At 48.3% G+C, this 21,723-nt stretch carries 20 protein-coding genes, 1 tRNA gene and 1 pseudogene; 10 read left to right on the top strand and 12 right to left on the bottom strand.

Annotation, left to right across the window (positions count from 1 at the left end; genetic code table 11):
• Positions 1 to 39: 39 nt before the first annotated feature.
• Positions 40 to 1,659, bottom strand: a pseudogene (locus ACTHTQ_RS04735) (ABC transporter substrate-binding protein).
• Between the two features lie 328 nt (positions 1,660 to 1,987).
• On the opposite strand from ACTHTQ_RS04735, the gene ACTHTQ_RS04730 reads away from it, so the two are divergent.
• From ACTHTQ_RS04730 to ACTHTQ_RS04705, 6 genes are all read left to right on the top strand, one after another.
• A complete protein-coding gene (locus tag ACTHTQ_RS04730) occupies positions 1,988 to 3,058 on the top strand; it encodes a porin (protein WP_440363250.1) in 1,071 nt (356 codons plus the stop codon).
• Positions 3,059 to 3,182: 124 nt separating this feature from the next.
• Positions 3,183 to 4,700 carry a polyamine aminopropyltransferase gene (locus tag ACTHTQ_RS04725; protein WP_440363286.1) on the top strand — a complete coding sequence of 506 codons (1,518 nt, stop codon included), beginning with the start codon at positions 3,183 to 3,185 and terminating at the stop codon, positions 4,698 to 4,700.
• Positions 4,701 to 4,867: 167 nt separating this feature from the next.
• Positions 4,868 to 5,335, top strand: coding sequence for an FxsA family protein (locus tag ACTHTQ_RS04720; RefSeq protein WP_049329207.1), 468 nt, complete (start codon positions 4,868 to 4,870; stop codon positions 5,333 to 5,335).
• A 178-nt stretch (positions 5,336 to 5,513) separates the two neighbouring features.
• Positions 5,514 to 7,361, top strand: a complete 1,848-nt coding sequence (locus ACTHTQ_RS04715; protein ID WP_440363249.1) for a transglycosylase SLT domain-containing protein — start codon at positions 5,514 to 5,516, stop codon at positions 7,359 to 7,361.
• 277 nt (positions 7,362 to 7,638) lie between these two features.
• Positions 7,639 to 7,851, top strand: a complete 213-nt coding sequence (gene rpsU, locus ACTHTQ_RS04710; protein ID WP_003680926.1) for a 30S ribosomal protein S21 — start codon at positions 7,639 to 7,641, stop codon at positions 7,849 to 7,851.
• A 97-nt stretch (positions 7,852 to 7,948) separates the two neighbouring features.
• On the top strand, positions 7,949 to 8,395 hold the full coding sequence (locus ACTHTQ_RS04705; RefSeq protein ID WP_070749644.1) for a GatB/YqeY domain-containing protein: 447 nt from the start codon (positions 7,949 to 7,951) through the stop codon (positions 8,393 to 8,395).
• A 63-nt stretch (positions 8,396 to 8,458) separates the two neighbouring features.
• Here the strand turns inward: ACTHTQ_RS04705 and accD are convergent, their stop codons facing one another.
• The 11 genes from accD to ACTHTQ_RS04650 form a co-directional block, all read right to left on the bottom strand.
• The gene (gene accD / locus ACTHTQ_RS04700; RefSeq protein ID WP_440363248.1) at positions 8,459 to 9,325 is read right to left on the bottom strand and encodes an acetyl-CoA carboxylase, carboxyltransferase subunit beta; all 867 of its coding nucleotides are present in this window, start codon (positions 9,323 to 9,325) and stop codon (positions 8,459 to 8,461) included.
• Between the two features lie 75 nt (positions 9,326 to 9,400).
• Entirely contained in the window at positions 9,401 to 10,186 is a 786-nt protein-coding gene (gene trpA / locus ACTHTQ_RS04695; protein WP_137040538.1) for a tryptophan synthase subunit alpha, read from the bottom strand.
• A 326-nt stretch (positions 10,187 to 10,512) separates the two neighbouring features.
• The gene (locus tag ACTHTQ_RS04690) at positions 10,513 to 10,860 is read right to left on the bottom strand and encodes a hypothetical protein (protein ID WP_049344100.1); all 348 of its coding nucleotides are present in this window, start codon (positions 10,858 to 10,860) and stop codon (positions 10,513 to 10,515) included.
• Positions 10,844 to 11,146 (bottom strand): integration host factor subunit alpha, encoded by a 303-nt coding sequence (locus ACTHTQ_RS04685; protein WP_003680933.1) that lies wholly within the window; start codon positions 11,144 to 11,146, stop codon positions 10,844 to 10,846. The genes ACTHTQ_RS04690 and ACTHTQ_RS04685 overlap by 17 nt, the downstream gene beginning before the upstream one ends.
• Positions 11,147 to 11,260: 114 nt before the next feature.
• Positions 11,261 to 13,624 (bottom strand): phenylalanine--tRNA ligase subunit beta, encoded by a 2,364-nt coding sequence (gene pheT, locus ACTHTQ_RS04680; RefSeq protein WP_440363247.1) that lies wholly within the window; start codon positions 13,622 to 13,624, stop codon positions 11,261 to 11,263.
• 103 nt (positions 13,625 to 13,727) lie between these two features.
• Positions 13,728 to 14,717 (bottom strand): phenylalanine--tRNA ligase subunit alpha, encoded by a 990-nt coding sequence (gene pheS / locus ACTHTQ_RS04675; RefSeq protein WP_003683075.1) that lies wholly within the window; start codon positions 14,715 to 14,717, stop codon positions 13,728 to 13,730.
• Between the two features lie 248 nt (positions 14,718 to 14,965).
• Positions 14,966 to 15,325, bottom strand: coding sequence for a 50S ribosomal protein L20 (rplT, locus tag ACTHTQ_RS04670; RefSeq protein ID WP_003675502.1), 360 nt, complete (start codon positions 15,323 to 15,325; stop codon positions 14,966 to 14,968).
• Positions 15,326 to 15,337: 12 nt separating this feature from the next.
• Positions 15,338 to 15,535, bottom strand: coding sequence for a 50S ribosomal protein L35 (gene rpmI, locus ACTHTQ_RS04665; RefSeq protein WP_003675505.1), 198 nt, complete (start codon positions 15,533 to 15,535; stop codon positions 15,338 to 15,340).
• Between the two features lie 142 nt (positions 15,536 to 15,677).
• Positions 15,678 to 16,199, bottom strand: coding sequence for a translation initiation factor IF-3 (gene infC / locus ACTHTQ_RS04660; RefSeq protein ID WP_440363285.1), 522 nt, complete (start codon positions 16,197 to 16,199; stop codon positions 15,678 to 15,680).
• A 17-nt stretch (positions 16,200 to 16,216) separates the two neighbouring features.
• Positions 16,217 to 18,130 carry a threonine--tRNA ligase gene (gene thrS, locus ACTHTQ_RS04655; protein ID WP_440363246.1) on the bottom strand — a complete coding sequence of 638 codons (1,914 nt, stop codon included), beginning with the start codon at positions 18,128 to 18,130 and terminating at the stop codon, positions 16,217 to 16,219.
• Positions 18,131 to 18,182: 52 nt separating this feature from the next.
• Positions 18,183 to 18,259, bottom strand: a tRNA-Val gene (locus ACTHTQ_RS04650).
• Between the two features lie 237 nt (positions 18,260 to 18,496).
• Here ACTHTQ_RS04650 and tgt point away from each other — a divergent pair.
• From tgt to ACTHTQ_RS04630, 4 genes are all read left to right on the top strand, one after another.
• Positions 18,497 to 19,612, top strand: a complete 1,116-nt coding sequence (gene tgt / locus ACTHTQ_RS04645) for a tRNA guanosine(34) transglycosylase Tgt (protein WP_440363245.1) — start codon at positions 18,497 to 18,499, stop codon at positions 19,610 to 19,612.
• Between the two features lie 85 nt (positions 19,613 to 19,697).
• Positions 19,698 to 20,708, top strand: a complete 1,011-nt coding sequence (hemH, locus tag ACTHTQ_RS04640) for a ferrochelatase (RefSeq protein WP_440363244.1) — start codon at positions 19,698 to 19,700, stop codon at positions 20,706 to 20,708.
• 123 nt (positions 20,709 to 20,831) lie between these two features.
• Entirely contained in the window at positions 20,832 to 21,230 is a 399-nt protein-coding gene (locus ACTHTQ_RS04635; protein WP_440363243.1) for a c-type cytochrome, read from the top strand.
• A gap of 90 nt (positions 21,231 to 21,320) precedes the next feature.
• Positions 21,321 to 21,671 carry a helix-turn-helix domain-containing protein gene (locus tag ACTHTQ_RS04630; protein ID WP_440363242.1) on the top strand — a complete coding sequence of 117 codons (351 nt, stop codon included), beginning with the start codon at positions 21,321 to 21,323 and terminating at the stop codon, positions 21,669 to 21,671.
• The last annotated feature ends 52 nt before the right edge of the window (positions 21,672 to 21,723 follow it).

Below are 21,723 nucleotides of genomic sequence, written 5' to 3'. Positions count from 1 at the left end.
ATCAATGCCGTCTGAAAACTTGTACTGTCTATAATCAATCTATTTTTTCGGTGCGAACGACCAGTTCTTGACTGTATAGTTCCGCAAAGGGTCTTTGTCGGAATAGCCGATGATATCAGGTTTGACCATACGCACTTCAACCTGATGATACAGCGGAATCAGTGCAGCGTCTTCTTGAAGCTGCTTCTCCGCATCGGCATAGAGCTGGCTGCGCGCTTCCTTGCTGACACCATCTTTCAGCGTATTGTTCATAAATGTGTCAAACGCCGCGCTTTTGTAGCGGAATGCATTGTTTGAGTTGTTGGATTTCAAGATATTGAGCATACCCGCCGGATCGTTGAAATCGGAACACCAGCCGCTGAACGAAACCTTGAAATTGCCTTGCGCGCGCGTATCCAAATAAGTTTTCCATTCCTCGTTGGACAAAGTCGGACGGATAAACGGAATGGCGGCTTTCCACACCGACTGCACGGCAGTAATTTGTTTTTTGGACGCTTCGCTGGTGCTGTACAAAATATCGAACTCAAGCGGATGGTCATCGTTGTAGCCTGCCTCGTTCAACAGTTTGCGCGCAGTTTCAATACGTTTTTCAGGCGTCCACTCTTTCCACTCAGGATACACAGGAATCACGCCCTGCATTTGCGGCGGCGTCAATTGGAACGCAGGCGTATCGCCTCGGCCGCCCACTTTGACGACGATGTCACGGCGCGTCAGCATATTGAGCGCCTTGCGGACGCGCGGATCATTAAACGGCGCCGCTTCGTGGTTCGGCTCCAAATACCAACTGCACAAAGAAGTCGTGCGTCTTACTTGTCCCGGAAACTCAATATCCGCCACTTTGACCTGATCGCTGGGAATACCGTAGGTCACATCAATTTCATTGGCGCGATAACGGTTGTACTCGCCGCTGCCTGATAAGAACACCGCCTTCGGAATGGCCACTTTGTCTTTATCGTAATAATTGGGATTGCGTTCCATATTGATGTGGCTGTTGACTTTCCAATCCGTTAAAAGATAGGCGCCACTGGAAACGTAATGACCGGGCTGCGTCCACTTATTGCCGTATTTTTCAACAGTGGCGCGGTGAACCGGAAATGTGAATTGCTGAATCAGCATATCGGGGAAATAAGGCACGGGCGCAATCAGCGTAAATTGCAGGGTCTTCGCGTCCAACGCCTTGACGCCCAATGTCTCAGGCTTGGCTTTGCCGTTTAATATATCTTCCGCATTTTCCACTTGGGCATCGACCAAATAGCTGCCGAAAGGTGCGCCAGTGGCCGGATCGGCAAGACGGCGGAAGCTGTATACAAAATCTTCGGCAGTAATCGGATCGCCATTGCTCTATTTGGCATCACGCAGATGGAAGGTCCAAATACGCTTGCCCTCGCTCTCCCATTTTTCCGCCAAAGCAGGAATGGTTTTGCCTTCGGCATCCGTACCGACCAAACCATCCATCAACTGACGGATAATCGCACCGGCCGCCATATCGCCGCTCATTTGAGGATCCAGCGTACCCGGCTCGACGCCGTTGCTGACCACCACGCGCTCATAATCGGTACGCTTAAACTCAGGAGCAGGCTTGACATCACGGCTGCACGCCGACAACGCGAATACGGCAGCCAATGATGCAGCCAACAGCGGATAGGTTTTTCCGGCCATATTTCATTCCTTCTTTTTGGGTATTCTTCTTTTTCAGACGGCCTGATGATTCAAACTACACTCGACTACATTTATTTAGAATTTTTCCAGTGCAGTTAAATCATCTATTTCAAGTCATGAAAATAGTGTTTTAAACCACATATTCCATCAGGATAATAGTGAGCCATCCAAGATTGTTGGCAAATTAACACAAAAATACGTAACTGAAAACTATTTTTCAATTTATCCTACGATAAATTACAAATGTATTGATTTTTTATAATTTGTCAAATAAGATTATCCGAATACCCCGTCCCCAATTAAGAAAAAGACATAAAAGGAGAACAAAATGAACAAGTTATCTTGTTTTGTTGCCATTACCCTCATCGGCTCTTCCATGAGCATCGCCCACGCCGAACCTAAAATGAGCGGTACCATATACATTATGACCGAGGTCGAACACAACAATAAAACCGGCGTAACCAATACAACCATTTCCGATAAAAGTTCCAGTCTTTATCTCTCCGATGAAGTACGACTCAACAACGACTTATGGCTGAAATGGCAACTTGGCTCCTTTATTTACTTCGATTCCGACCGCTGGGGCGGCTGGGGCACTGCCGACTCATACGTCGCGCTCAACAGCTACAAAAACCTTGGTACCGTCAAAATGGGTTACATCAGTACACCCATGAACAGCATTTATCTGAACCCGTTCGACACCAATAGCTCGATTTTGGAGTTCGGCAAAATTTCCCGCTTCGGCCAACGCCGCGTTTCTATGGCTTATGAGTCTCCTTGGAAAAACGGTTTCCAATTCAAATTCAACGTCTCCCCTGGTTCCAATGCCGCACGCAACAACAACGACTGGAATCCGGACAAAAAACGTGACGGCGACTGGGTTTTCGGCTGGGGTGTGGACTACAACCACCCAAACAACGGCTTTAACGCCCACTACGCTGCCGAATACGCACCCAACGACTCTCCGAACGAAACCAAAGACTTCCAAGCCCATGCATTCATGGCCGGATACAGCAAAGACAAAATCTCCGTCGATGCCGCGTTCCAATACGCCAAAAACACTTGCGACGGCTTCAGCTGCTGGGGCGTATGGAAAGATGCGGCAGGCAACGTAGCTGGTTCTTACGACAAAGAAATCAACAACACCAAAGAGTTTATGGTGTCCGGCTCATACAAAGTAGGCAATTTCAAACCTCAAATCGGCTTCGCCTACGGTAAAAGCTCTATCGGCGAAGACTACAAACACGTTGCCGTCAGCACTGATTACAGCTTCTCCAAACGGACAACTGCCACACTCGGCGCCGGCTGGTTGAAAGAAAACGTCAATCCGAAATACGACAAAGATTTGCCGAAAAAATCTTCTTACGCAGTGGGCATGGTATTTAAACACCGCTATTAATGCCTGACAGATTAAAGGCCGTCTGAAACAATTTGTTCAGACGGCCTTTTCTACATCCTATAAATAAACTTGCAGCCCACCTTAAAAATCATTACATTGCCCACACTCAAGCAACAAAAACGTCATCATGACCGCCCACCGCACCCTCATCATCTCCGTTTTTATCGTCGCCAGCTGCGGCCTTGCTTACGAGCTCATCATCGCCGCGCTCGCAAGCTATCTTTTGGGCGACAGTATTTTGCAGTTTTCCTCCGTCATCGGGCTTTATCTGTTTTCAATGGGTATCGGCGCACACCTGACCCAATACATTAAAGATAAAGACGTATTGCACCGCTTTATCGAAATCGAACTTCTGGTCGGCATCATCGGCGGCATCTCCGCGCTGGCATTATTTGTGGCCTTCGGTTTATCCGCCGCCCCGTTCCGCACCCTGCTCTACGCTTTTGTACTGATTGTCGGCATGGTTGTCGGCATGGAAATTCCTTTAGTCATGCGCGTGTTAAACCAAAAAGGTGCGGAATTTAAAGAACTCGTTTCCAAAGTATTGACCTTCGATTACTTGGGCGCACTTGCCGTCTCTCTGTTGTTTCCGCTTTTGCTCGCCCCCAAACTCGGCATGGCACGTTCCGCCTTGTTGTTTGGCATTTTCAACGCCGCCGTCGCCTATCTGACCGCGCGTGTATTCAAATCCGAATTACCCCGCTACCACGCCATCCGCCTGCGCGCGCTGATTGTCTTGTCCGTCCTCGCCGCCGCCTTCGTCTACGCCGACCGTATCTCTTTCAAAGCCGAACAAAGCTATTTCGGCGACCCCGTCGTCTATCAAAGCCATTCGCCCTACCAACGGCTGGTCGTTACACGCTGGAAAGACGACACCCGCCTCTATATCAACGGCAACCTGCAATTCTCCTCACGCGACGAAGCACGTTACCATGAAGCACTCGTTCTGCCTGCCATGCAGATGGTGCCGAACGCCGAACGCGTCCTGATTCTTGGCGGCGGCGATGGATTAGCGGCACGCGAAGTCTTAAAATATCCGCAGATCAAAAATGTTACTTTGGTCGATCTCGACCCCGACATGACCGCCACCTTTAAAACCTCTGCCACCTTGAGCGCGCTCAACCAAGGTTCGCTGTCCCATCCCAAAATGCACGTCGTCAACGACGATGCCGCCAAATGGCTGGAAAGGTCGTCTGAAAAATTCGACGTTATCATCATCGACCTGCCCGACCCGTCCAATTTCTCGCTGGGCAAACTCTACTCCGTCCCCATGTACCGCCTCGTCGCCCGCCATCTTCAGCCGCAGGGCAAAATCGTCGTCCAATCCACCTCGCCCTACTTCGCCCCCAACGCCTACTGGTCGGTCGTTGCCACCCTCGAAGCGGCCAAGTTGAATACCGCGCCCTATCATGTTTACGTCCCTTCCTTTGGCGAATGGGGATTTGTGTTGGCAGGGTTTGACCAAAGCTTCCCCATTCCGCAAAAATTCGACGTACCCACACGCTATCTCAATGCCCAGACTGTTGCCGAAATGTTCCGCTTTCCGCCCGATATGGCAAGGCGCAAGGTGGAAGCAAATTATTTGAACAACCAAATTCTCGTCAGTTATTTTGAAAGCGATTGGAACAATGTGATGCGATAGAATATCTAAAGGCCGTCTGAAACATCCGTCTTCTTTTTATCTCCGTTCAGACGGCCTCATCGCCCGTTTACCCTTTTTCACACAGCATTTGCTTGAAAAAATAAGGTTTATCTTTATCTAGATAGAACACAATCGACACTATCCGTTGAATGAAGGAACAAACACTTATGCAGTATTTTGGAATCGGTTTTTTGGTTTTAATCTTTTTGGAAATCATGTCCATCGTCTGGGTTGCCGACTGGCTTGGCGGCGGTTGGACGCTATTTTTGATGGCTCTCAGCTTTATCAGCGGTATCTTTATGCTGCGCCATACCGGCATCTCCGGCTTATTGCTCGCAGGCGCAGCCGTCCGCAGCGGACAAAACATTTCCCTCTATCAGATGCTGTGGCCGATTCGCTATACTGCCGCCGCGGTTTTCCTGCTCAGCCCCGGCTTTATTTCAACCGCCGTTGCCCTGCTCTTGCTGATTCCATTTAAAGGTAACGCGGCCGTTTCTTCTACGCAGTCTTTCCAAAGCCGCCAGACTTACAGCTCCGCCAAAGATGATGAAGATATTATCGAAGGCGAATATACGGTTACGCGCACCGGCAAAGCCGACAAACCGCAAGACTATATCGAACACAAACCCGATTGACGACTTCCTTCATAAAAGGCCGTCTGAAATAAGAATACCTCAAAAGTGTTTCATATTTCAGACGGCCTTAGTCATTTCCGGGCTTTGAAAATGTAAATATCGGTTTGTAATTCGGTTATTCCGCATAAATCATTTAAAATAAGCAGTTATTTTGATTATAAAAACGACACGGTATCCAATGAACGTTCAACGTCTTTTCCCTCTCTTCCTCAGCTTGATTACCGCCGCTGTTTTATCGGCGTGCGCCACCCAAAACACACAGACTGCTTCGAATACCGAAACCGTCGTTCAGCCTAAATCTACTTCTATACCTTCACGCCGCGCCGACAGCGAATCCAAAGTCCTGTCCGATTACAGCCAATACCAAAGCGCCATCGATGCCGCCAAACGTGGCGACGATGCTTGGGTACAACAATTTTTATCCCAAGCCAGTGACAGCGCAATGGCTGAAAACGTCCGCAACGAATGGCTGAAAACCTTGGGCACGCGCGGCCAATGGGATTTGTTCCGTCAAGAATTCAGTAAATTGAACGCCGCCGGCGTCGCACAAGAAGTGCAATGTTATGCCGATTTGAGCAGCGACAATTACAGCAAAGCTGCCGAACTGGTTCGCGTTACCGGTAAACTGCCTGCCGGCTGTACCCGCTTGGTTGAAAGCGCGGCAGCTTCAGGCCGTCTGAACACCAACGACGCATGGCGTCGCGTGCGTGGCTTGTTGAGCAACAGCCAAACCACAGATGCACGCAACCTCGCCGCCGCATTGGGCAGCCCATTTGAAGGTGGCGCGCAAGGTGCGACCGAATACAGCCTGTTGAGCGTGATCGGCAAAGATGCACGCAAATCCGCTTCTGCCGCCGCCACCCTGTCCGACATGGAATCCGGCCTCAGCCGCGAACAACGCAGCTTCGCATGGGGCGTACTGGGCCACTACCATGCACAAAGCCAAAACATGCCGACTGCTTTGAGCTACTACGGCCGCGTTTCCGACCGCAAACAACTGACCGACGAACAATTGGAATGGTACGCACGCGCCGCTTTGCGCCTGCAACGTTGGGACGAATTGGCAAGCGTGATTCAGCATATGCCTGAAAAACTGCAAAAAGACCCGACATGGCAATATTGGCTGGGCCGCAGCTTTGCCGCACAAGGCAAAAGCAGCCAAGCCAAAGAAATGTACGAAAAAGCCGTCGCTTCCGGCCGCAATTTCTACGCCGTAATGGCAGGTGAAGAATTGGGCCGCCGCATCAATACGCGCAACAACGTTTCTGATGCCGATGCCAGAGACGTCCGCCGCATGAGCGAAGACGGTGCCATCAAACGCGCATTGGTTCTATTTAAAAACAGCCAAAGCAACGGCGATTCCAAAATGCGCCGTCAGGCACAGGCAGAATGGCGTTTTGCCACTCGCGATTTCAACGAAGACAACCTGCTGACTGCCGCACAAGTCGCTTTTGACAACCAGTTCTACGACATGGCAATCAACAGCGCCGACCGTACTGACCATAAACTCAACTACAAACTGCGCTATCTCTCGCCATTTAAGGATATTACCGTCCGCTATGCCGCACAGGCAGGCGTTGACCCTGCATGGGTTTACGGTTTGATTCGCCAAGAGAGCCGCTTTGTCATGGGCGCGCAATCCAGCGTCGGCGCGCAAGGCCTGATGCAGGTCATGCCTGCAACCGCCCGCGAAATCGCCGGTAAAATCGGTATGAGCAGCAGCGAACTCTACACTATGGACGGCAACATCCGCATGGGTACTTGGTACATGGTAGATGCCAAACGCCGCCTGCAAAATAACGAAGTAATGGCTACCGCAGGCTACAACGCCGGCCCCGGCCGCGCCCGCAACTGGCAGGCTTCTTCGCCTTTGGAAGGCGCAATCTATGCCGAGACCATCCCATTCACCGAAACCCGCGACTACGTGAAAAAAGTCATGACCAACGCGACTTATTACGCGTCATTATTCAACGAACCGCAAACTTCGTTGAAACAACGTATGGGTACGGTTCCCGGCCGCTATTAATACCTAATAGGCCGTCTGAAAAGTGAGACAGAATCAAACGTTCAGACGACCTGCAATCTTGACAGACTATCGGGTTTATAAGATAATCGCCCGATTGTTTCTGACCGAAAAGGTCACTTGCACGGCAAAAGCCGACTTGTTAGGAGGTGATGTTTACATCACGGCGCGTATCCCGCCCTGCCCTAGGCAAACCAGCGATACAACAACTCCCCCATTATGACAAACCGTCCTCTATTTCTTAAAACGGTTTGATTAAACAAAATTTAAAGGAAATAAAATGCCTGCTATTCGTGTTAAAGAGAATGAACCATTTGAAGTTGCCATGCGTCGTTTCAAACGTGCCGTAGAAAAAACCGGTCTGTTGACCGAGCTGCGCGCCCGTGAAGCGTACGAAAAACCAACTACCGAACGCAAACGCAAAAAAGCTGCTGCAGCTAAACGTCTGCAAAAACGTCTGCGCAGCCAACAACTGCCTCCTAAAATGTACTAATTACAGGCCTGCCCTGTGATAAACAACACACCGCAAGGGCAGCTTTGCGGTGTGTTTGGTTTTTCAGACAGCATTTTTTATATAAAGTGAGAACATTATGAGCCTAAAAACACAATTAACCGAAGACATGAAAACCGCCATGCGTGCCAAAGACCAAGTGTCTTTAAGCACCATCCGCCTGATTAATGCCGCCATCAAACAATTTGAAGTAGATGAGCGTACCGAAGCCGATGACGCAAAAGTCATCTCCATCCTGACCAAGATGGTGAAACAGCGCAAAGACAGCGCCAAAATCTATACCGAAGCCGGCCGTCAAGATTTGGCTGATAAAGAAAACGCGGAAATCGAAATCCTCAACCGCTACCTGCCGCAAATGATGTCCGCAGAAGAAATCAAGACTGTCGTTGAAGCAGTCATTACAGAAACCGGTGCATCAGGCATGGCCGATATGGGCAAAGTTATGGGTGTACTGAAAACCCGTCTGGCCGGAAAAGCCGACATGGGTGAAGTCAACAAGGTTTTGAAAGCCGCATTGACTGCTTAATCATCAATAATCAAAAAGGCCGTCTGAAATATTACTTTCAGACGGCCTTTCTTATTGTGCTAATCAAGCAGCAGTTACTTTACTTTCATGACGCAACAAAGTAATCAAATCGCTGATACGTTTTTTCATGGAACGACGATCGACAATTTGGTCGATTGCGCCCTTCTCCAACAAAAATTCTGCACGCTGGAAACCTTCCGGCAAGGTTTCGCGTACAGTCTGCTCGATAACGCGCGGACCTGCAAAACCAATCAGAGCATTCGGCTCTGCCAAAACCACATCGCCCAAGAAGGCAAAGCTGGCAGATACGCCGCCCATGGTCGGGTCGGTCAATACGGAAATAAACGGCAGACGTTTTTCAGTCAGCAAATGCAAAGCCGCACTGGTTTTCGTCATCTGCATCAAAGAGTTCAAACCCTCCTGCATACGCGCACCACCGGAAGCCGCCACGCAAATAAACGAACAATTATCTGCAATAGCACGGCGTACACCCTGCACGAAACGCTCGCCCACTACCGAACCCATGGATCCGCCGATAAAGCGAAATTCAAACGCAGCCACCACGACAGGCAGGCCGTTCATGGTGCCTTTCATAACGACCAAAGCATCGTCTTCACCGGTTGCTTTACGCGCAGCAACGAGGCGATCCGGATATTTTTTGCTGTCTTTAAATTTCAGCGGGTCTGTCGGTTTAATATTGGCTGCAATCTCTTCACGGCCTTCTTCATCCAAAAGCAGGTCCAAACGTTCGCGCGCAGAAAGCGGATTGTGATGATTACATTTCGGGCAGACTTCGCTGTTTTGTTTCAACTCGGTTGAGTAAACCGTTGCCGAACAAGACGGACATTTGTGCCACAGACCTTCAGGGACGCTGGACGAACTGCTTCGGTTTTTAATTTTCGGAGGAAGAATTTTATCTAGCCAGCTCATGAATGACTCCTTAGGATTCAGAATTCAGACGGCCAGTTGAACGTAAGGCCGTCTGAAACAATGGAATGGAAAAATTTAGCGAATCGCGTCTTTCAACTCTTTAACCAACGCGCCTACTGCTTCAGCCTCGCTACCTGCGTGGCTTTCAATCTCTTTGACGATACGGCTGCCGACAATAACGGCATCCGCCACCGCACCAATCTTACGCGCACTCTCCGCATTATTGATGCCGAAGCCGACACCAATCGGAATATCGATGTATTTGCGCAAAAGCTCTATTTTACGCGAAACTTCTTCAGTGTCCAAACTTGCCGCACCAGTCACGCCTTTGAGCGATACATAATACACAAAACCGCCGGCCACTTTGGCAATAATTTGAATACGCTCCTCAGTTGTCGTTGGCGCAATAAGGAAAATACAATCAATACCTTGTGCTTTCAACGACTCATGTAAAGGCGCAATGGTTTCTACCGGAGAATCCACGGTCAACACGCCATCTACGCCTGCTTCGGCAGCCGCTTGCGCAAACGCCTGATAGCCCATTTTATGTACTGGGTTCAAATAGCCCATTAACACAACCGGCGTTTTATCATTGGTTTGGCGAAACAAGCGTACTGTTTCCAATACATCTCGCAAAGAAACATGATTTGCCAACGCCCTTTCAGCCGCACGTTGAATAGTCGGGCCATCCGCCATCGGGTCAGAAAACGGCACACCCAGTTCCAAAATATCAGCACCATTAGCCACCAGGCTATGCATCAATGCCAAGGTTGTCTCAAGGCTAGGATCACCCACCGTAATATAAGGAATCAGTGCTTTTGCGCCATTGAGCGCTGAGAAAGTTTGTTGGATTCTGCTCATTTTCTGCTATCCATTTCATCGATTTGAATGTTGTCCGGCAGCCTGTTTATTCTACCGTTACATTTGTTTTAAAAACCTCAGTCTGCCATGAAAAGGCGGCGTCTATCCGCATTATCTAATGACTGTTTCTTCCCAATCGGCAAACAAGAGGCTAAGTATAACATTTACGGCTATTTCATAGAATCATTTGCAATCAAGATTCTGATATTTTGAAAGCAATATAAAACAATAAAGGCCGTCTGAAAATCATTCAAACAGCCTTTATTAGAATCAATTATGCAAATCTTTGTATGCCTTCGCACTTTTGATCACAATTTCCTTATCGATTATAGCTCGACATGGTGGTTTTGTTGTTCAGAACCCAGATGACGCTCCAAATCAGACAAAACCTGCATCAGACCATGACGCACTTCTTCGGCATTGGCGGCAGGATTGCCGTTTGCATCCAAAGCGCCACGGCTGAACGTATCGATATATGGTTCAAACGTATCTTTCAGTTTCAACAACTTAACCACATCTGAGCGCGTATATCGATCGCCACCGTATCCAATTACAACATTATTTTCATGTTGCCATTGTGCAAACTGAGCCGGACTGATTTGCACCAATTGGCACATCTCATCCAACGTAAAATAACGCTTAGCAGGAATAACCGGATTATTGTTGTTTGTCATAGTAATGCTCCACCATGCCTTTGAGTTTTTGGCTGGCATGGAAAGTTACCACACGGCGTGCGGTAATCGGCACTTCTTCGCCTGTTTTAGGGTTACGGCCAGGGCGTTGAGGTTTGTCGCGCAATTGGAAATTGCCGAAACCGGAAATTTTAATTTCTTCACCACGCGCCAAAGTGCTGCGGATTTCTTCAAAAAAGAGCTCGACGATTTCTTTGGCATCATTCTTGGTGACGTTGCTGACTTTGTCGACCAAAATATCAGCCAATTCTGCTTTAGTTAGTGTCATGTGTTTACCTTCATTCAAACTGGTGCAATTATTACCAAAATTCTTTTAAAAATCAAGTCCTCACCAAAAAATCAAATATTATTGGCGATTTTTGGCGACAACTTTTGTCTTATGTTAAGCGCGAAGCTGTGCGTCTTTTTCGGCTGCCGCTTTAATCATTTTCGCAACCAAAGGCTCGATGACTTCATCTGTCAGCGTGTTTTCCATATCTTGCAAAATGATTTTGACGGCAACGCTCTTCATGCCTTCAGGCACTCCCGTACCGCGGTAAACGTCAAACACGCTGATTTCTTGAACCAGCTTGTTCGCCGCCGCTTTCAGGGCATTTAACAAATCATCATGCGTTACAGCCTCAGGCATTACAAATGCCAAATCTCGGCGTACAGGTTGGAATTTGGATACGGACTGATAACGGGTTTTCTCACGACCCAATACCGCATCCATATCGATTTCAAACACCAGCGGCGCTTGCGGCAAATCATATTTTTGCAGCCATTTCGGATGCAACTCGCCAACAAAACCAACTACTTGGCCGTCTGAAACAATATTGGCGGCACGTCCCGGATGCAATGCCGGATGTTCAGTTTTAACAAATGTTACTTCCTTGTTTTTCAAGAGGCTCTCAACATCGGCTTTCATATCGTAGAAATCTACGTTGCGTGTTTTCTCGCCCCATTGCTCAGGCAGCACAGAGCCATACCACAAACCGCCAATACGTTCGTTTTGAACAAATTGATCAGCCGAATCTTTGCTGAACACACGGGCAATCTCAAATACGCGTACACGGTTTTGCTTACGGTTCAAATTGTTTTGCAAAACTTCCACCAAACCGCCGATAAGCGTAGAACGCATGACGGCATACTGAGCCGCCAACGGATTTTGCAGGCGGATAGGATTGGTATTGGCAGCAAAGTCTTGCTCCCATTGCTCATCCACAAACGCATAGCTGACCACTTCGCGGTAACCGCGAGCTGCCATTTCGTTATAAACCGCAAAACGCGGGCGTTTGGTTTCAGGCAAAACCAACATTTTCAGACGGCCTGAAGTATAGTCGTCAGGAATATTTTCATAACCGTAAACGCGGCCGATTTCTTCAATCAAATCAGCTTCGATTTCGATGTCGAAACGGAAACTCGGCGCGGTAACACGGAAACCTTCCGCCGTTTTTTCAGGCTGCAAGCCCAAGTGCTGCAAAATGGTTTCCACCTGTTCGGCAGGAATGTCCACGCCCAACACGGTTTTCAGACGACCCAAACGCAATTCGACCTGTTTGTTTTCAGGTAGCCTGCCCAACGCTTCCACCATTTCGCCTGCCTCACCGCCGCAGATTTGCAAAACCAATTCGGTAGCACGCTCAATGGCATCGGCCTGCAAACGGTAATCCACACCGCGCTCAAAGCGGAACGACGAATCCGAGCCAAAACCGTATTGACGGGATTTACCGGCAATAATCTCCGGAGCAAACCAAGCTGCTTCCAACACAATATTTTGCGTGTCGTCTGAAACCGAGCTTGCCTCGCCGCCCATCAAGCCGGCCAAGCTCAACGCACCTTTTTCATCAGCGACCACCAGTGTATTGTCAGCCAAAGTAACCGTCTTCTCGTTCAGACACGCCAAAGTCTCGCCATTTTGAGCACGGCGGACAATCAAACTGCCTGACAGCTTGTCAGCATCGAAAACGTGCATAGGCTGACCGATTTCCAGCATCACATAGTTGCCGATGTCCACCAATGCGGAAATGCTGCGGATACCGCTGCGCTCCAAACGTTGTTTCATCCAATCAGGGGTAGCCGCTTTCGCATTGACATTTTCAATCACGCGACTGATAAAACGGCCACAGTCAGCCGGTGCATCAATACGGACAGCCTGTTTTTTCTCACTGCCGATAGAGGCCGTCTGAATTTCAACAGGCGTAAACGCACATTGAGTCAACGCAGAAACCTCACGCGCAATGCCCTTAACACTCAAGCAATCAGCGCGGTTAGGCGTAATTTTCAACGTAAACAGCGTATCGTCCAAATCCAAGTATTCGCGGATATTGGCACCGACAGGCGCATCTTCAGGCAGAATATGCAGACCGTCTACACCATCATCAGGCAAACCCAGTTCATTGGTCGAACACAACATACCGTTTGATGGTACACCACGCATTTTAGTCGGCTTAATTTTGAAATTGCCCGGCAAAACTGCACCCGGCAACGAACACGGCACTTTAATACCCGGCTTGACATTCGGCGCACCACAAACAATCTGAACCAACTCACCCGTACCGGCATCAACTTGGGTAACGTTCAAACGGTCTGCATCAGGATGTTTCTCAACGGATTTCACTTCGGCAACAACCACACCACTGAAAGCAGGGGCAGCAGTATCGATTTCTTCCACTTCCAAACCGGCCATGGTCAAAAGATGTTCCAGTTTATCGGCAGAAAGATCAGGATTGGCTTGGGTTCTCAGCCATGAATAAGGAAATTGCATATTATTTTCTCTACTATCAGGCCGTCTGAAACAAATTTTTATCAGACGAAATCAGTAATATCTATTCACTTTTCAGACGGCCTATCAAAAGACCATCTGAAATTTATTTAAACTGCTTCAAGAAGTTCAAATCGTTATCAAAGAACAGGCGCAAGTCGTTCACGTTGTAACGCAGCATAGCGAAGCGGTCAAGACCGATACCAAAGGCGAAACCGGTATATTTTTCAGGGTCAATATTGACGTTTTTCAACACGTTAGGATGTACCATACCGCAACCGCCTACTTCCAACCATTTGCCATTTTCACCCATGATATCGATTTCGGCTGAAGGCTCAGTAAACGGGAAGAAAGACGGACGGAAACGCACTTGCAGGTCATCACGTTCAAAGAAGCGACGGATAAAATCAGTAAACACAGCTTTCAAGTCGGCAAAAGTCACACCCTCTTCTACCCACAAACCTTCAGCCTGATGGAACATAGGCGAGTGAGTGGCATCACTGTCTACACGGTAAACGCGGCCGGGGGCAATAATGCGGATAGGCGGCTCTTTTTTGTCGAGCATATAGCGGATTTGAATAGGCGAAGTGTGTGTGCGCAAAACGTCGCCGTTTTCAACGTAGAAAGTATCTTGCATCGCACGCGCTGGGTGATTTGCAGGAATATTCAAGGCTTGGAAATTATGGAAATCGTCTTCGATTTCAGGGCCGTCCGCTACTTCAAAACCCATACCGTGAAACAGCTCGACCACACGTTGCAAAGTTAAAGTAACTGGATGCAAACCGCCATGTTCTTGCGCACGGCCCGGCAAAGTAATATCCAAGGCTTCTGCAGCCAATTGAGCTTGCAGCTTGGCTTCATTTAGGGCATCGCGTTTGGCATTAAAGGCCGTCTGAAACTGATTTTTGCATTCGTTGATGTGCGCACCTATGGTTTTACGCTCTTCAGGAGACATTTGACCCAAAGTTTTCAAAAGTCCGGTCAATTCGCCGGTTTTACCAAGATAGCGTGCTTTAATTTGTTCTAAAGCATTGAAGTCTTGCGCGGCTTCAATAGCGGCAATACCTTCTGCAACGATACGGTTTACATTTTCCATAGTGGTTTATCGTCTGTTTGTTGATAGCAGGCCGTCTAAAACAACAAAGCCGTCTGTTGGATTTGATTTCAAACCCGTTCAGACGGCCTTTTGTCTTACTGCGGCCAATCCGTTTGATAAGAGAGGCCTATTTTATCGCAAATTAGTATAAAAAAATAGAGTTTAAAGAAAGAAAATCAACTACATAGGATTTCTTTAAGAAAAGAAAAAAGGAAGCATAAGCTTCCTTTTTAAATAATCTTATCGAATTAAGCAGCCAAAGCAGCTTTAGCTTTTTCAACCAATTGTGCAAATGCAGCTTTGTCGAATACAGCCAAATCAGCCAATACTTTGCGGTCGATTTCGATAGCAGCGCGTTTCAGGCCGTTCATGAATTTGCTGTAAGACAGACCATTTTCACGGGCACCTGCGTTGATACGAACGATCCACAGTTGACGGAATTGACGTTTGCGTTGGCGACGGTCACGGTATGCGTATTGACCGGCTTTCATTACCGCTTGTTTGGCAACACGGTAAACGTTTTTACGACGACCGCGGTAGCCTTTGGCTAACGCGAAGACTTTTTGGTGACGAGCACGAGCGGTAACACCGCGTTTTACGCGTGGCATATTCTAAACTCCTTAAGCGTAGGGCAACATTTTAGCAACAGAAGCCAAATCGCGTGAATCAACCATAGCGGTGCCGCGCAATTGACGTTTAGTTTTAGTGGTTTTTTTGGTCAGGATGTGACTTTTGAACGCATGACCGCGTTTTACACCACCGTTACCCAGTACTTTAAAGCGTTTTTTCGCGCTAGACTTGGTTTTCATTTTAGGCATTGGAAAACTCCATTCGTTATTAGATAAGGTATAAGGGGTTTTGAAATAAATTTCAAACACTTGGAACCCAAAATACCACGGTTTTTGCCGCTAATTAAACCTTATTTCGAGCGGCAATCGAAATAAGCCTTGCATTATAGCTTTATTTTTTCTTAGGCGCAATCATCATCACCATTTGGCGGCCTTCCATTTTAGGGAAGGACTCGATTTGTGCCACTTCAGCCAACTCTTCTTTTACGCGTTCAAGCAGTTGGGCGCCCAATTGTTGGTGTGCCATCTCACGACCGCGGAAACGCAATGTCACTTTAACTTTGTCACCATCGGCAAGGAAGCGGTTGATGTTGCGCATCTTGATTTGATAGTCGCCTTCATCAGTACCCGGACGGAATTTAATTTCCTTGATTTGTACCTGCTTTTGGTTTTTCTTGGCTTCGTCGCGCTTCTTGGCTTGTTGGTATTTGTATTTACCGTAATCTATCAGTTTGCATACGGGCGGTTTGGCAGTCGGGGAAATTTCTACCAAATCGACATCTTGCTCTTCGGCCATAGCCAGAGCTTCACGAACTGAAACGACACCAAGCTGATCGCCTGACTCACTGATTAATCGCACTTCTTTGGCGGTAATTTCACCATTGATTCGTGCTTCGCGTTCTTGAGCGATGATGAATACTCCTATAAAAATTAATGATTGACGAGGGCGTCAGTGATTTCTTGCTGCAATTGTGCAATAAAATCATCTACATTCAAAGAACCCAAATCTTCTGCTTTGCGGCGTACCGCAACTTTGTTTTCTTGTTTCTCTTTATCGCCGACGACGATTTGATAAGGGAAACGGTATTGGCTGTTGTCACGGATTTTGTAACCGATTTTTTCGTTACGCAAATCCAATTCGACACGGAAGCCCGCTGCCTGTAATTTAGCAGCCACTTCGCGACAATAATCTGCTTGGTTCTCGGTGATATTCATAATCACCATTTGAACCGGTGCAAGCCACAATGGGAATGAGCCTGCATGGTTTTCAATCAAAATACCGATGAAGCGTTCCAATGAACCCAAAATAGCACGGTGCAACATTACAGGACGCACACGGTCGTTGTTTTCTGTTACATATTCTGCATTCAAACGCTCCGGCAATACAAAGTCTAACTGCAGGGTGCCGCACTGCCAAGAGCGACCCAAGGCATCTTTGACATGATATTCAATCTTAGGACCATAGAATGCGCCTTCGCCAGGCAATTCTTCCCACTCTACGCCGCAAGCGGTCAATGCATCACGCAGGCCTTGTTCGGCTTTATCCCAAACTTCGTCAGAACCTGCACGTTGTTCTGGGCGGAGAGACAACTTCACGGCAACATCATGGAAGCCGAATTGTTTGTAAATGCGAACCAGCAATTCATTGAATGCACGTGCCTCATCAACGATTTGATCTTCAGTACAGAAGATGTGTGCATCATCCTGCACAAAACCGCGAACACGCATCAGACCATGCAACGCACCGCTTGGTTCATTGCGGTGGCAAGAACCGAACTCAGCCAAACGCATCGGCAAATCGCGATATGAGCGCAAGCCGTTATTGAAAATTTGCACATGACCCGGACAGTTCATCGGTTTAACCGCGTATTCGCGTTTTTCGGAACTGGTCACGAACATATTGTCTTTATAGTTTTCCCAGTGGCCGGATTTTTCCCAGAAGGTTTTATCCATAATCTGAGGCGTTTTCACCTCTTTATAACCTGCAGCATTCAGCTCTTTGCGCATATGCTGCTCAATCACTTGCCACAAAGCCCAGCCTTTAGGATGCCAGAACACCATACCCGGCGCTTCATCTTGCAGGTGGAACAAATCCAATTGTTTACCCAGCTTACGGTGGTCGCGTTTTTCTGCTTCCTCGATGCGTTGGATATAGGCTTTCAATTCGTCTTTACTTGCCCAAGCCGTACCGTAAATACGTTGCAGCATTTCATTATTGCTGTCGCCGCGCCAGTATGCGCCTGCCAGCTTGGTCAGCTTGAAGTTTTTCAAGAAACGGGTATTGGGAACGTGAGGACCGCGGCACATATCGACGTATTCTTGATGGTGATACATACCCATTGCTTCCACTTCAGGCATGTCTTCAATCAGACGCAATTTGTACTCTTCGCCGCGATCTTGGAAAATTTTGATGGTTTCTGCACGAGGCGTCATCACTTTAATAACGTCATAGTCTTGTGCAATCAACTCTTTCATGCGCGCTTCGATAGCGGCCACATCATCAGGCGTAAATGGTTTTTCAGTTGCGATATCGTAATAGAACCCGTCTTCAATCACCGGGCCGATAACCATTTTGGCATCAGGATAGAGCTGCTTGACTGCATGACCAACCAAGTGCGCGCAGGAGTGGCGGATAATTTCTACGCCTTCTTTGTCTTTAGGCGTAATGATTTGAACATGGGCATCTTCGGTAATCGGATCGCAAGCATCCACCAATCTACCGTTAACCTTGCCCGCTACCGTTGCCTTTGCCAAACCTGCACCGATAGACGCTGCAATTTGCGCCACGGTAACGGGTGATTCATATTGGCGGACCGAACCGTCCGGCAAGGTAATGTTCAACATCAGAAAGCTCCAAAACATTAAAAAATAACGGCATAAAGCCGTTATGGAAATTTGGTAGGCACAATTGGACTCGAACCAACGACCCCCACCATGTCAAGGTGGTGCTCTAACCAACTGAGCTATGTGCCTTCATCTAAGTCGCTTATTGTAACGAAGCGTGTTCCCTTTTGCAAGCATCTGTAAATACTTTTCAGACGGCCTGAATATTTTTGTTTGATTTATACCTCATTTTTTATTTCCTCCGTCATTCAGGCCGTCTGAAGCATTGTTTTGACAAAGATAAAATCCAGCCGTCAACCAACGAAAAATCCTTTATAATCTGCCCTTTCATTTCGCACACACGCGAACGTCCAATCTATTATTACTATGCTCAAATTCACCTTACACAAAAAAGACGGTCATGCCAGACGCGGCACTTTAGAACTGAACCACGGCAAAATCGAAACGCCGGTATTTATGCCGGTCGGCACTTATGGTTCGGTCAAAGCGATGAACCCGCAAAACCTGCATGACATCAAAGCGCAAATCATCTTAGGCAACACTTACCATCTGTGGCTGCGCCCGGGTTTGGAAGTCATCGAACAATTCGGCGGCCTGCACGAATTTATCGGTTGGAATAAGCCGATTTTGACCGACTCGGGCGGTTTCCAAGTATTCTCGTTATCCGATATGCGCAAGCTGACCGAAGAAGGATGTACATTCCAAAGCCCGATCAACGGCGACAAACTATTCCTCTCGCCCGAAGTGTCGATGAAAATCCAAACCGTGTTGAATTCCGACATCGTGATGCAGTTGGACGAGTGCACCCCTGGCGAAGCAACGCACAGTCAAGCGCAAAAATCGCTGCAAATGAGCCTGCGCTGGGCGGAACGCAGCAAAAAGGCTTTTGAAGACCTGAAAAATCCGAATGTGCTGTTTGGCATTGTACAAGGCGCGATGTATGAAGATTTGCGCGAAGAATCGCTGAAAGGTTTGGAAGAGCTCGACTTCCCCGGCTTGGCCATCGGCGGCTTGTCCGTTGGCGAACCTAAGCCCGAAATGTACCGTATGTTGCGCGCTGTCGGCCCTATCTTGCCGGAACACAAACCTCATTATTTGATGGGCGTCGGCACGCCTGAAGACTTGGTGTACGGCGTGGCACACGGCGTGGATATGTTCGACTGCGTCATGCCTACCCGCAATGCGCGTAACGGCTGGCTGTTTACCCGTTTTGGCGATTTGAAAATCAAAAACGCCAAACACAAACTCGACAAGCGTCCGATTGATGAAAGCTGCACCTGCTACTCCTGCCAGAATTTCAGCCGCTCCTACCTACATCATCTGCACCGAGTCGGCGAAATCTTGGGCGCACAGCTCAACACCATCCACAACCTGCACTTCTACCAAGTCATCATGGCAGAAATGCGCGAAGCCATCGAACAAAGCAAATTTGCCGATTGGCAGGCGCAATTCCATGAAAACCGCGCCCACGGTGTGGATTAATCCTTTTAAAGGCCGTCTGAAATTAGGTTTGGATTCAAACTGCTTTTCAGACGGCCTCAATATTCTTAATTAATAAAGCACAATCATGCCCCGTTTCCATATCGAACCGCCCTTAGCCTACACCGCACAAAACCGTACCGCCGTCCTGCTGCTCAACCTCGGTACGCCTGACGCGCCCACTGCTGCCGCAGTCAAGCCTTACTTGAAAGAATTTCTGTCCGATCAACGCGTTGTCGAACTGCCCAAGCTCTTATGGCAACCGATATTGCGTGGCTTGGTATTGACTTTTCGCCCGAAAAAAAGCGCGCATGCCTATGAAAAAGTTTGGTTTAAAGAAGGTTCGCCGCTTGAGGTTTACACACACCGCCAAGCAGAAGCCCTGGCCAAACATTTGCCCGATGTCATCGTCCGTCATGCCATGACTTACGGCAATCCAAGCGTTGCTGATGTTTTGGCGGAACTCAAAGCCCAAGGCGTGGGCAAATTGCTGGTCATTCCGCTCTATCCGCAATATGCCGGTTCTTCTACCGGCGCGGCTTTGGACAAAGTGTTTCAAGAGTTATTGCTGCAACGCAACCAAATGAGCGTCCGCACCGTCTCCCGTTATTACGACGATGCCGCCTATATTCAAGCCATGAAGCAGCATATTGAAGCCTATTGGGCTCAAAACGGACGCAGCGAAAAACTGATGTTGAGTTTCCACGGCATTCCGCAAAAGCATCACGACGACGGCGACCCTTATCCTAACGAGTGCCACCATACCGCCAAGCTGTTGGCGCAAGCATTGGGCTTGTCCGAACAAGAATACATCGTTTCTTTCCAAAGCCAGTTTGGCAAATCCCAATGGGTCAAGCCCAGCACACAAGCCCTGTTTGATCAGCTACCGAAACAAGGCACAACCAAACTCGACGTATTCTGCCCCGGCTTCCTGGCCGACTGCCTCGAAACCATGGAAGAAATCGCCATTATGGGACGCGAACAATTCCACGCCGCAGGCGGCAAAGAATACCGTTACATCCCCTGCCTCAACGATTCCGCTGACTGGATTGCCGCACTTGCACAATTAAGTCGGGCCAATCTGCAAGGCTGGATTTGACCTAAACCAAAGGCCGTCTGAAAAATTCACTTTCAGACGGCCTTTAGCGTTATCATCAAGCTATTAAAACGCAAACCAAGCGTGTAGCCATCAAAAACAACACTACTCAAAAAGGAACACATCATGACTGCACTCCGCCCTATCCTACTCCTTCTGACCGCACTCAGCATCCCAACCGCTTTTGCCGCTGATGCCGCGCTGATGAGCAAAGGACAAAAAATTTACGAAACCAACTGCGCTGCCTGCCATGGTAAAAAAGGTGAAGGCCGGGGTGCCATGTTCCCGCCTTTATTCCAGTCCGACTATATCAACAAAAAACCGCAAGCCCTGTTGCAAAGCATGACCAAAGGCATCAACGGCCCGATTAAAGTAAACGGCAAATCCTACAACGGCTTTATGCCTTCTACCGCCATCAACGATGCCGATGTTGCCGCCGTTGCCACTTACATCATGAACGCCTTCAATAATGGCGACGGTACGATTACTGAAGCAGATGTCAAAAAATCTCACGGGAAAAAATAAAACGTCTCTCCCCTAAAGGCCGTCTGAAAGATTGAACTGCACCCCAAAAGTTGGACATCCCCCCTCCAACTCACAAGGTGCAGTTTTTTTATGAGCAAATATACATTACACTTCAAATACCAAGCCGTACTCCACTACCTGCATATACGCAGCCAACAGCGTACCGCAGATCATTACGGCATCTCCCGAACCCACCTGCGACGATGGATACGCGCCTATCAAGAAGGCGGTATCGGCGCACTCGAACATCCCCAATCCAAAACCATGCCCCAACACCGCAAAAACCCCTTCATCGCCGATAAACCCGACCACGAAAAAACACAGGCAGAGCTTATCGAAGAGTTGTGCTATATGCGCGCAAAGGTTGCCTACCTAAAGGAGTTAAAAGCCCTCGGCCAAAAGCGGACTGAAAAGGACAAAGCCAAACCGTCCAAACACTGAGGGCGCAACACCCGCTCAAATACCTGCTGCACATCGCAAACCTGCCCAAAAG

It is taken from the genome of Neisseria sp. P0020.S003 (assembly GCF_051957095.1).
In the GTDB taxonomy this organism is placed as follows: domain Bacteria; phylum Pseudomonadota; class Gammaproteobacteria; order Burkholderiales; family Neisseriaceae; genus Neisseria; species Neisseria subflava.
This window is presented reverse-complemented; position numbering and strand designations above follow the sequence as displayed.

Excerpts from the sequence above, each read along its gene's own strand:
- rplT (WP_003675502.1), bottom strand. The coding sequence starts at position 15,325 with ATGCCACGCGTAAAACGCGGTGTTACCGCTCGTGCTCGTCACCAAAAA.
- ACTHTQ_RS04730 (WP_440363250.1), top strand. The coding sequence starts at position 1,988 with ATGAACAAGTTATCTTGTTTTGTTGCCATTACCCTCATCGGCTCTTCC.
- tgt (WP_440363245.1), top strand. The coding sequence starts at position 18,497 with ATGCTCAAATTCACCTTACACAAAAAAGACGGTCATGCCAGACGCGGC.
- rpmI (WP_003675505.1), bottom strand. The coding sequence starts at position 15,535 with ATGCCTAAAATGAAAACCAAGTCTAGCGCGAAAAAACGCTTTAAAGTA.
- accD (WP_440363248.1), bottom strand. The coding sequence starts at position 9,325 with ATGAGCTGGCTAGATAAAATTCTTCCTCCGAAAATTAAAAACCGAAGC.
- hemH (WP_440363244.1), top strand. The coding sequence starts at position 19,698 with ATGCCCCGTTTCCATATCGAACCGCCCTTAGCCTACACCGCACAAAAC.
- pheT (WP_440363247.1), bottom strand. The coding sequence starts at position 13,624 with ATGCAATTTCCTTATTCATGGCTGAGAACCCAAGCCAATCCTGATCTT.
- ACTHTQ_RS04705 (WP_070749644.1), top strand. The coding sequence starts at position 7,949 with ATGAGCCTAAAAACACAATTAACCGAAGACATGAAAACCGCCATGCGT.
- ACTHTQ_RS04630 (WP_440363242.1), top strand. The coding sequence starts at position 21,321 with ATGAGCAAATATACATTACACTTCAAATACCAAGCCGTACTCCACTAC.
- ACTHTQ_RS04715 (WP_440363249.1), top strand. The coding sequence starts at position 5,514 with ATGAACGTTCAACGTCTTTTCCCTCTCTTCCTCAGCTTGATTACCGCC.
- ACTHTQ_RS04690 (WP_049344100.1), bottom strand. The coding sequence starts at position 10,860 with ATGACAAACAACAATAATCCGGTTATTCCTGCTAAGCGTTATTTTACG.
- thrS (WP_440363246.1), bottom strand. The coding sequence starts at position 18,130 with ATGTTGAACATTACCTTGCCGGACGGTTCGGTCCGCCAATATGAATCA.
- pheS (WP_003683075.1), bottom strand. The coding sequence starts at position 14,717 with ATGGAAAATGTAAACCGTATCGTTGCAGAAGGTATTGCCGCTATTGAA.
- rpsU (WP_003680926.1), top strand. The coding sequence starts at position 7,639 with ATGCCTGCTATTCGTGTTAAAGAGAATGAACCATTTGAAGTTGCCATG.
- ACTHTQ_RS04720 (WP_049329207.1), top strand. The coding sequence starts at position 4,868 with ATGCAGTATTTTGGAATCGGTTTTTTGGTTTTAATCTTTTTGGAAATC.
- ACTHTQ_RS04685 (WP_003680933.1), bottom strand. The coding sequence starts at position 11,146 with ATGACACTAACTAAAGCAGAATTGGCTGATATTTTGGTCGACAAAGTC.
- trpA (WP_137040538.1), bottom strand. The coding sequence starts at position 10,186 with ATGAGCAGAATCCAACAAACTTTCTCAGCGCTCAATGGCGCAAAAGCA.
- ACTHTQ_RS04635 (WP_440363243.1), top strand. The coding sequence starts at position 20,832 with ATGACTGCACTCCGCCCTATCCTACTCCTTCTGACCGCACTCAGCATC.